Genomic DNA, 10,728 nt, shown 5'->3' on the forward strand with positions numbered 1-10,728 from the left:
GTCACCGGAGCGTCCTACGGTGACGCCCATGCGCCTGAGAACCGTACTCGCCACCCTCACCGCCGGCCTGGCGGCGGCCACCTGCCTGTCCGCCGCCGGGCCCGCCGACGCAGCTGAGACCAACTCCGACGGGACCAACGCCTGTTCGCCCACCGTCTCCATCGACCGCTTCTCCGACGCGCTCGACAAGGCGACGTACCAGGGCGACTTCGTCGGCAACTTCTCCGCCCTCGCCACGGACGGCGACGGCACCCTCGCCGCCCTCTCCGACCGCTCGGCCCTGTTCTCCCTGGGCGCGAAGACACTCGCGCCGAAGGCCGTCGTCCCGCTCGCCGACGAGAACGGGGCCGCCCTCGACTCCGAGGGCCTGGTCATCGACCGGGACGGCACCCGGCTGATCACCTCCGAGACCGAGCCGTCCGTACGCCGCTACTCCCGCGACGGCAAGATCCTCGACCGCCTCCCGGTCCCGTCCTCCCTCCTGGTCGCCCCGGCCGGCCGCGCCACCTCGAACCAGACCTTCGAGGGCCTGACCCTCCTGCCCGGCGGCCGCACCCTGCTGGCGTCCATGGAGTACGCGATCTCCGGCGACACCGCCGGCATCGTCCGCTTCCAGACCTGGGAGCGGACGAAGGGCAACCATTTCGAGCTCGCCGCCCAGTACGCCTACCGCACCGACTCCGGCCTCGGCGTCCCCGAGGTCCAGGCGACCCCGGACGGCCGCCTGCTGGTCCTGGAGCGCGGCTTCACCTCCGGCGTCGGCAACACGGTCCGCCTCTACCTGGCCGACCCGCGGCACGCCACCGACACCAGCGGCATCGAGAACCTGACCGGCCAGGCCGGCGTCCACCTGATCAAGAAGACCCTGCTCACCGACATCGCCACCTGCCCGACCCTGGGTGCCACCGCCAAGCAGCCCCAGCCGAACCCCCTCCTCGACAACATCGAGGGCATGACGATCACGGGCCGGGCGCACGGCCGCCTGAAGGTGCTGCTGGTGAGCGACGACAACCAGAACGCGGCACAGACGACCAGGTTCTATTACCTGCGGGTACGGGTCTGACACGTGGCTGATTCCCGCCCCGGTTTTGTTGCGGAGGGATGAAATCCGCTTGCGTGAGCGTTGGTGTGTTCCGGTAGAGCAGGACGAAAAACGGAGGGCACCCGCGTGACACCGCAACGGGGATGGGCACGTCGACTGGCCGGATACGCGTGGCGGTATCCGAAGGACGTCGTCCTCGCCCTCGGCTCCTCGCTCGCCGGCATGGCCGTCATGGCGGTGGTCCCGCTGGTCACCAAGGTGATCATCGACGACGTGATCGGCGACCACAGCCGACGCATGGCCCCCTGGGCGGGCGCCCTCATCGTGGCCGCGCTCCTCGTCTACGCCTCGACCTATGTCCGCCGCTACTACGGCGGCCGCCTCGCCCTCGACGTCCAGTACGACCTGCGGACCGAGATGTACGGGACGATCACCCGCCTCGACGGCCGCCGCCAGGACGAGCTGTCCACCGGACAGGTGATCGGCCGGGCCACCAGCGACCTCCAGCTGATCCAGGGCCTGCTCTTCATGCTGCCGATGACCATCGGCAACGTCCTGCTCTTCCTGATCTCCCTGGTGATCATGGCCTGGCTGTCGCTGCCGCTGACCCTGGTCGCCCTCGCGGTCGCCCCCGCGCTCGGCTGGATAGCCAAACGCAGCCGCTCCAAGCTGCACCCCGCCACCTGGTACGCGCAGGCCCAGGCCGCCGCCGTCGCGGGCGTGGTCGACGGCTCGGTGAGCGGCGTACGCGTGGTGAAGGGCTTCGGGCAGGAGGAGCAGGAGACCGGAAAGCTGCGTGAGGTCGGCCGCCGCCTCTTCGCCGGACGCCTGCGCACCATACGGCTGAACAGCAAGTACACCCCGGCCCTCCAGGCCGTCCCCGCGCTCGGTCAGGTCGCCATGCTGGCGCTGGGCGGCTGGCTGGCCGTACGCGGCCACATCACGCTCGGCACCTTCGTCGCCTTCTCCGCCTACCTCGCGCAGCTCGTCGGCCCGGTCCGCATGCTCGCCGTGGTCCTCACCGTCGGCCAGCAGGCCCGCGCGGGCACCGAGCGGGTACTGGAGCTGATCGACACCGAGCCGTCGATCAAGGAAGGCACCAAGACCCTCCCCGCCGACGCCCCCGCGACCGTCGAGTTCGACGACGTGTCCTTCGGCTACGCTCAGGCCTCCGGCAGGACCAGCCCCGTTCTCCAGGGCCTGAGCTTCGAGATCCGCCCCGGCGAGACCCTCGCCTTCGTCGGCTCCTCCGGCTCCGGCAAGTCCACGGTCTCCCTGCTGCTGCCGCGCTTCTACGACGTCACCCACGGCGCCGTCCTGATCGGCGGCCACGACGTGCGCGAGCTCACCCTCGACTCGCTGCGGGCCGCGATCGGCCTGGTCCCCGAGGACTCCTTCCTGTTCTCCGACAGCGTCCGCAACAACATCGCGTACGGCCGCCCCGACGCCACCCAGGACGAGATCGAGGCCGCCGCCCGCGCCGCCCAGGCCGACCGGTTCATCACCGAGCTGCCCGACGGCTACGACACCAAGGTCGGCGAGCACGGCCTCACCCTCTCCGGCGGCCAGCGCCAGCGCGTCGCGCTCGCCCGCGCGATCCTCACCGACCCCCGGCTGCTCGTCCTGGACGACGCGACCTCCGCCGTGGACGCCCGTGTCGAGCACGAGATCCACGAGGCGCTGAAGCAGGTGATGCGCGGCCGGACGACCCTGCTCATCGCACACCGCCGCTCCACGCTCAACCTCGCCGACCGCATCGCCGTCCTCGACAACGGCCGCCTCGCCGACATCGGCACCCACGAGGAACTACAGGAACGATCCGCCCTCTACCGCAGCCTGCTCACCGACCCGGACGAACTGGGCGGCGTCTCCCCGGGCCACGCCCAGCCCGCCGCACCCGAGGAGGACACCTCCGTACGGGACGAACTCGACGCCGAGTTCGACGCCGAGCGGGGCGTCACCCCCCGTCTGTGGACCGGCGACCGCGAGCCCAAGGACACCGCCCTCGCCGGAACCCCGGCCACCCCGGAGCTCCTCGCCCAGGTCGAGGCGCTGCCCCCGGCCACCGACACCCCCGACATCGACGAGGCACGGGCGGTCCGCCCGGAGGTCTCCTACGGCCTGCGACGCCTGCTGCACGGCTTCGGGCCGCTCCTCCTCGTCAGCCTGCTGCTGGTCGCCGTGGACGCCGGCATGGGCCTGCTGCTGCCGATCCTGATCCGGCACGGCATCGACCAGGGCGTCACCCGGGCGGCCCTCGGCGCCGTGTGGTCGGCCTCGCTGCTCGCCCTGGTCGCCGTACTCGTGCAGTGGGCCGCGCAGATCGGCGAGACCCGGATGACCGGCCGCACCGGCGAGCGCGTCCTGTACGCCCTGCGCCTGAAGATCTTCGCCCAGCTCCAGCGCCTCGGCCTCGACTACTACGAGCGGGAGCTGACCGGCCGGATCATGACCCGGATGACGACGGACGTCGACGCCCTGTCCACCTTCCTCCAGACGGGCCTGGTCACGGCGTTCGTCTCGGTCGTCACCTTCTTCGGCATCATGGTCGCCCTGCTGGTCATCGACGTACAGCTCGCGCTGGTCGTCTTCGCGACCCTGCCCCCGCTGGTCGTCGCCACGTTCTTCTTCCGCCGGGCGAGCGTGAAGGCCTACGAACTCGCCCGTGAGCGCGTGTCGGTGGTCAACGCCGACCTCCAGGAGTCGGTGTCCGGACTGCTGATCGTGCAGGCCTTCCGGCGCGAGCGGGACGGCGGGCGCCGGTTCGCCGAACGCAGCGACAGCTACCGGAGCGCCCGCATACGCGGCCAGTGGCTGATATCCGTCTACTTCCCCTTCGTCCAGCTGCTGTCCTCGGTCGCCGCGGCCTCCGTGCTGATCGCGGGCGCGGGCCGGATCGAGGCGGCCACGCTGACGACCGGCGCGCTCGTCGCCTACCTGCTCTACATCGACCTGTTCTTCGCCCCCGTCCAGCAGCTCTCCCAGGTCTTCGACGGCTACCAGCAGGCGACGGTGTCGCTGGGCCGCATCCAGGAGCTGCTCCAGGAGCCGACGTCCACCCGGTCCGCCGAGAAGTCGCTGGAGGTGCGCTCGCTCCAGGGGGACATCGCCTTCGAGGACGTGCGCTTCGCGTACGGCCAGGGCCATGGCTCCGCAGACGGCGCCGCCGACGCAGGGGAAGCGGCTCTCCGCGGCATCGACCTCACCGTCCCCGCCGGCCAGACGGTCGCCTTCGTGGGCGAGACCGGAGCGGGCAAGTCGACCCTGGTGAAACTGGTGGCACGGTTCTACGACCCCACCGGCGGCCGGGTGACGGTCGACGGCACCGACCTGCGCGCCCTGGACCTCACCTCGTACCGCCACCGCCTCGGGGTGGTCCCCCAGGAGGCGTACCTCTTCCAGGGCACCGTCCGCGACGCCATCGCCTACGGCCGCCCCGACGCCACCGACGCCGAGGTGGAGGCCGCGGCCCGGGCGGTCGGCGCCCACGACATGATCGCCACGCTCGACGGCGGCTACCTGCACGAGGTCGCCGAACGCGGCCGCAACCTCTCGGCGGGCCAGCGCCAGCTCATCGCCCTCGCCCGCGCCGAACTGGTCGACCCCGACATCCTGCTCCTCGACGAGGCCACCGCGGCCCTCGACCTCGCCACGGAAGCCCAGGTCAACCAGGCGACGGACCGCCTGACGGGCCGCCGCACCACGCTCGTCGTCGCCCACCGGCTGACCACCGCGGCGCGCGCCGACCGGGTCGTCGTGATGGACCACGGCCGCGTCGTCGAGGACGGCACCCACGAGGAGCTGCTCGCCAGGGACGGCCGGTACGCCGAACTGTGGCGGACGTTCATCGGGCAGGCGGAGCCGGAGGAGCCGGTGGGGGCGTCCCGCTGACGGTCGTGCAACCATCCGACATACGTCTTGCGTCCGTACATCAGTACGTTCATGGCTGGTGCATGACCGATGTACGGGAGGGACCACAGTGGACAGTGGTGCGATACGCCGGCGCCTGGCGCTCGGCGCGGCCGTCCTGGCCGCGTCCGGGGTGTTCGCGCTCGCGGCGCCGGGCAGCGCCCAGGCGGCGACGGCGACGTCCTGCGCCGGGCGCGAGGTGAGGACTCTGCCTTTCTCCACCGGCACCGTGCACGTCTACAAGCGCAACGGCTACGTCTGCGCGGTCACCGTCCCCAGGAAGGCCGGGGCCAAGCGCACGATGTCGGTCAGCGTGCAGGCCCGCGGCAACCGGCCCGTCGTCGACAGGGGCCGCTACGCCCACCTGGCGGGCCCGGTGACGGTGCACGCCGGCCACCGCTGCGTGTGGATCAAGGGCTCGGTGAGCCGCGGCTCGGTGAGCTCGGGCTGGATCCTGTGCTGAACCGCTGGAGTTGACTCCCGCCCGGTCACACCCGCCGCGCGCACCCCACCGGGTTCCGGCCGCCGAGCTGGACGTACAGGGCGGTCGACGCAGGGCACTGGCCCCGGGCCGGTACCGCCTCGGTGACCTTGTACTGGGGTTTCCGTGCGCCCGAGCCGTCGCAGGGTGTCTCGCGGACCTGGGCGCTGCCCGAGCCGTAGACGCAGTCGCCGGGGATGGTGCGGGGGCCGCCTCCGCCCCCGGGGTCGCCGGGGTGCGGGGGTTCGAGGTTGCGCATGCAGGCGTAGCCCTGGGGGATCCTGCCGTCGCCGTCCTCGTCGGCGGACGGGCTCTGGGCGCTGATGTGCAGCACGAAGTCGGTGGTCGGCGGGCACAACGGGCCGTCGGCCGCGGTGCCGTCGTAGCGGGCGACGACCCGGGCCGCCGCCCGTTCGCCGGCGCACGGGACCTCGGTGAAGCTGGTGGTCCCGAAGGAGCTGCACTCGCCCACACCGAGGAACTGGGCACCGTAGCCGGTGGTCGGGGTGGGTGAGGCCGCCCCGGCCGGGGTGCCGTTCGCGACGGGCCCGGGCGCGTCCTGGCAGCCCGTCAGCAGGGCCAGGGGCAGTGCGCACAGCCCGCACACCAGCCCCACCAAACGTCTCGCGCGCATCGCCATCCCCCCAGACACCCCGTCCAGCGTGACCCGTGGCGACAGGCCACGCCAGGCGTATCGGAGGCTTTCCGCCCTTTGTGGGCGTTACGCACCTTGCGCGACGTACGTCTAGTACGACAGCCCGTGGCCGATGGGATACAGCACCTGTGTCGGATCGTCCGCCCGCTGCACCGGCACCGGCAGCTTCCCGCGCGGCCGGACCCGCCCGGCGATCACCCGGGCGACGGCGCGCAGTTCGACGTCGGTCCAGGAGTACGTCGCCAGATACGACCCGACGGAGGGGAGGACGGCGATGTCGTACGGGTTGCGGACCGCGACCGCCACCACCGGCCTGCCCGTCCCGACAAGCCGGTCCACCAGCGCCTTCTGACCGCTGCTCGCCGTGACGTTGTACGTCGCCACGACCACCGCGTCCACGTCCTGCGCGGCCGTCACCGCCTTGGTGACGGTCGCGTCCGAGGGGGCCGTGCCCGTCGACAGGGCCGTGGCCGTGAAGCCCAGCTCGGTCAGGGCGGCGGCCAGCACGCCGGTGGGCGGGCCCGTGGTGCCGGGCGGGCCGGGTCGGCGCCCACCACCAGCAGCCGGGGGTGGGCGCGGCGGGACAGCGGGAGCAGTCCGCCCTCGTTGACCAGGAGCGTGGTGGTGCGTTCGGCGATGCGGTCGGCAGCTCTCAGGTGCTGCGGGGAGCCGACCGTGCGGTCCACACCGTCCGTGCTGACGTACGGCCGGTCCAGCAACCCCAGCTTCGCCTTCAGCCGCAGAATCCGCAGGATCGATTCGTCCAGCCGCGCCTCGGTCAGCTCACCCTCCCGCACCGCCTCCATCACAGCCTTCCACGCCACGTCGATGGACGGCGGATTGAGCAACTGGTCGACGCCCGCCTTCAGCGCGAGCACCGGCACCCGGTCGTCCCCGTACTTCGTGCGGACACCCTCCATGCCGAGGGAGTCGGTGACCACGACCCCGTCGTAGCCGAGTTCCCCGCGCAGGATGCCGGTGAGGATGGGATGGGACAGGGTGGCCGGGTCACCGGAGTCGTCGAGGGCCGGGAACTGGATGTGCGCGGTCATCACCGAGTCGATGCCCGCCCGGATCGCCGCCCGGAACGGCACCGCGTCCAGCTTCTCCCACAGCTCACGGCTGTGCGTGATGACCGGGAAGCCGAAGTGGCTGTCCACGGCGGTGTCCCCGTGCCCCGGGAAGTGCTTGGCGGTCGCCGCCACCCCGGCCGCCTGGTACCCCCTCACCTCGGCCGCCACCAGCCCGGCCGCGGCCTCCGGATCGGCGCCGAAGGAACGTACGCCGATGACCGGGTTGGCCGGATTGACGTTCACGTCCGCGTCGGGGGAGTAGTCCTGGCGGATGCCCAGCGCGCGCAACTCCGCCCCGGAGATCCGGCCGAGGGTACGGGCGTCGGTACGGGAACCGCCGGCACCGATCGCCATCGCGCCCGGGAACAGCGTCGCGGGCTTGCCGACGCGGCACACGGCGCCGTGCTCCTGGTCGGTGGTGATGAGGACCGGCAGCCCGCGGGACTGGCCGAGCGAGGCCTGCTGGATGCCGTTGGACAGGTCCGCGATCTGATGGGGGTCCCGGGTGTTGTGCGCCCAGGTGAAGTAGATGATGCCGCCGACCCGGTACCTGGCGATCAGCTCGGCGGCCGTCCGTACGCCGAGCTCCTTGAGGTTGGCGTCGATGTCGGCCTGGTCGGGGGCGGTCGCCGAGTGACCGTACACCCGCATCACGAAGAGCTGACCGACCTTCTCCTCGAGCGTCATGCGGGAGATGAGCGCGTGGAGCTTCTTGTCGTCGGGCTTCTTGTCGCCGGGTGCGGCGTGCGCGGCGCCGCTGACGGTCGCGGCGGCGGTGAGGCCCGCGGTCGCGGCGAGGACGGTACGTCTGGAGGGGTGTGCGGTGCTTCCCGTGCTTCCCGTGCCGGTGTGGTGCACGTGCACTCCTTCCGGAAAGGATCCGCTGGACAGGTCCGCCGGAGGTCCACTGAAGGAAACTTCCGAGAAGTCACCCATATCCGGGAAGTTTCTGCCAGTCAAGGGAAAGCGCAGGGCATGGCCCCGGAAGGGGGCCGCCATCGGCGCAGTTGGAGGGGGCGCGCCGATGGCGGTGTGCTGCCGGGCGCGGTGCGGCGGAGAGGGTGGTCAGCGATCGCAGCCAGCAGCGAGGGCCGACACCGCACCGCGGGGACTCGTCCGGCAGTCCGCGGGTTGGACGGGGACGGGCCGGGGTGGGTTCCCGTACCGTTTCCGTGCGGCCGTGACGTACCGTCAGCCCGGCGGTCAGTCTGGCGGTCAGTCCAGGTCGTAGTCGAAGGAGTACGGGAAGGGCGTCTCGCCGGGTCGGTAGGTGAAGGTGCCGGTGCCGCGCAGTCCTGCCAGCTCCCCGGTGCCGGACCCCGGCACCACCTCGAAGGAACAGCGCACCGAACCGTCGGCCTCGAACGACCCGCGCTCCTCCAGGACGAAGCTCCCCTCCCGCCCGTCGAGCCGCCCCGCGAGCAGCTCCATGCCGGTGAACGTCCCGGTCTTCTCGGTGGTGTAGACGATCGTGTACTCGCAGGTCGTGCGGGCCGCCTCGATGCCGCCGGTGAAGGCGTTGGTGACGGAGGCATGGGCGAGCCGCGGGAGGGGCTCCTGCGGGCCGGCCGGGTTCTCCTTCCAGTCGGCGTAGGAGATGTGGCCGGTGGTGTGCGTGGGCATGCGGGTCCTTTCGCTCGGGTGCCGTGCGGTGCGTGCCCCAGCCTGGCCGCCGTACCTGACACCTTCTGTCAGGTACGGCGGCCCGATCGACGGAATCACGATCGGCAGAATGACGCCATGCGTGCCGACCGGCTCCTCTCCCTGCTCCTGCTCCTCCAGAACCGCGGCCGGATGACCGCGCCCGAACTCGCCGCGGAGCTGGAGGTGTCGGTCCGCACGGTCTACCGGGATATCGAGGCACTGGGCGCCTCGGGCGTGCCGGTCCGCGCCGACCGCGGCCCGGCCGGCGGTTACCGCCTCATGGACGGCTACCGCACCCGTCTGACCGGCCTCACCGACGCCGAGGCCGACGCCCTCTTCCTCGCCGGAGCACCCGGCCCGGCGCGGGACCTGGGCCTCGGTGCCGTCCTCGCCACCGCCCAGCTGAAACTGCGCGCAGCTCTCCCTGCCGAACTCGCCGACCGCACCCGGCGCATCCAGGAACGCTTCCACCTCGACACCCCGGCCTGGTTCCGGGACGCCGACCCGGTCCCGTACCTGGAGCCGGTCGCCCGATCGGTGTGGGAACAGCGGGTGCTGCACGCGCACTACCGCCGCTGGCGCGGGGAGGTGCACCGGGAGCTGCGGCCTTTGGGGCTCGTGCTGAAGGGGGGCAACTGGTATCTGGTGGCGCTGGCGGACGCACAGAGCGCGGCCGTGGGGGCCATACGTACTTACCGGATGTCCAGGTTCGTGACCGTCGACCTCACGGCCGACACCTTCGAACGCCCAGCCGGATTCGACCTGGCCGCCCACTGGGCGGAGTCCTCCCGGCGCCTGGAGCAGGCACTCCACCAGGACACCGCGCGCCTACGGATCTCTCCCCGGGCCCAGCGTCTGCTGCCGATGCAGTTCGGGGCCCTCGGCAGACAGGCCCTGGAGACCGCCGGGCCGCCGGACCGCGAGGGCTGGGTGGAGGTGGAGATGCCGGTAGAGACACCGGCCGTCGCGGTCACCGACCTGCTGCGACTCGGCGCGGAGGCGGAGGTGCTCGGCCCGCCGGAACTGCGGCAGGCGATGGCTGAGGCCGTGGCCGCACTGGCCGACCGCTACGGCTTGGCCGCCGGGGTGAGGGGAGCGGGTGGGTGAGGTTGCCGCTGGTTGTGTGGTGGCGGTGGGGCCGCCCGCTGTGGTGGGAGGTGTCCGCCGCCCGCCGCACCCCATCCGCCGGACGAAAGCCGCCGTCCCCGCCCCTGGCGCGCCCGTCCCGCCGAGGCACCCCGTCCCACTCACCGCAAGCCGCCGCCCCCACCCGGCATGCCACCACTCGCCCGCAGCGCACCGCCCACCAGCCGCAAGCCGCCAAGCCGGCAGAGAAGCCGCCACCCACCGAGGGCGGCCCGGCCCCCATTCACCGCAGGCCGCCAATCCAGCCCGGCGTGCCGCCCCTCGCCCGACGCGGACCCCAGCTCCCCACCCGCCGATCGCCGCAAACCCCACCCGGCGTGCCGCCCCTCGCCCGACGCGGACCCCAGCTCCCCACCCGCCGATCGCCGCTAAGCCCACCCGGCGTGCCACCACCCCCACCCGACGCGCACCCCGGCCACCACTCACCGATCGCCGCTAAGCCCACCCGGCGTGCCGCCCCCCGCCCGACGCGCACCCCGGCCACCACTCACCGATCGCCGCTAGGCCAGCCTGGCGTGCCGCCACTCACCCCCACGCGGCCCAGCCCCCACTCACCGATCGCCGCTAAGCCCACCCGGCGTGCAGGCGAGGCGCCACCGCGCCCCCGTACCGGCGGCCACACCCCCAACCCACCCAGGGGCCCACGCCCCCAAACCCCGCCCCACAGCCCAACCCACGCAAGCGCCCCACCCACCCCGGCCACCGCCCTTCCCAGGCCGCCCGCTCGCTTCTCACCCGTGCTGGAGCGAGCCGAGTCAAGGGTCGGCCGCAAGGCCGA

Annotated in this window: 6 protein-coding genes and 1 pseudogene; 4 read left to right on the forward strand and 3 right to left on the reverse strand. The window is 72.5% G+C overall.

Annotated features, from left to right (window positions below):
* Positions 1 to 28 precede the first annotated feature (28 nt).
* The 3 genes from ACWGJM_RS13185 (at position 29) to ACWGJM_RS13195 (ending at position 5,414) form a co-directional block, all read left to right on the forward strand.
* Positions 29 to 1,063 (forward strand): esterase-like activity of phytase family protein, encoded by a 1,035-nt coding sequence (locus tag ACWGJM_RS13185; RefSeq protein WP_453411749.1) that lies wholly within the window; start codon positions 29 to 31, stop codon positions 1,061 to 1,063.
* Between the two features lie 105 nt (positions 1,064 to 1,168).
* Positions 1,169 to 4,933, forward strand: coding sequence for an ABC transporter ATP-binding protein (locus ACWGJM_RS13190; protein ID WP_453411750.1), 3,765 nt, complete (start codon positions 1,169 to 1,171; stop codon positions 4,931 to 4,933).
* Between the two features lie 88 nt (positions 4,934 to 5,021).
* Positions 5,022 to 5,414 carry a hypothetical protein gene (locus ACWGJM_RS13195; protein WP_453411751.1) on the forward strand — a complete coding sequence of 131 codons (393 nt, stop codon included), beginning with the start codon at positions 5,022 to 5,024 and terminating at the stop codon, positions 5,412 to 5,414.
* Between the two features lie 25 nt (positions 5,415 to 5,439).
* On the opposite strand, the gene ACWGJM_RS13200 is transcribed toward ACWGJM_RS13195, so the two are convergent.
* From ACWGJM_RS13200 to ACWGJM_RS13210, 3 genes and pseudogenes are all read right to left on the reverse strand, one after another.
* A complete protein-coding gene (locus ACWGJM_RS13200; protein ID WP_453411752.1) occupies positions 5,440 to 6,066 on the reverse strand; it encodes a hypothetical protein in 627 nt (208 codons plus the stop codon).
* A 111-nt stretch (positions 6,067 to 6,177) separates the two neighbouring features.
* A pseudogene (locus ACWGJM_RS13205) lies at positions 6,178 to 8,018 on the reverse strand (glycoside hydrolase family 3 protein).
* 357 nt (positions 8,019 to 8,375) lie between these two features.
* Positions 8,376 to 8,783, reverse strand: coding sequence for a DUF3224 domain-containing protein (locus ACWGJM_RS13210; RefSeq protein WP_453411753.1), 408 nt, complete (start codon positions 8,781 to 8,783; stop codon positions 8,376 to 8,378).
* Positions 8,784 to 8,900: 117 nt separating this feature from the next.
* Between ACWGJM_RS13210 and ACWGJM_RS13215 the strand changes: the two genes are divergently transcribed.
* Entirely contained in the window at positions 8,901 to 9,911 is a 1,011-nt protein-coding gene (locus tag ACWGJM_RS13215) for a helix-turn-helix transcriptional regulator (protein ID WP_453411754.1), read from the forward strand.
* Positions 9,912 to 10,728 lie beyond the last annotated feature (817 nt).

Source organism: Streptomyces sp. NPDC054834 (assembly GCF_053611185.1).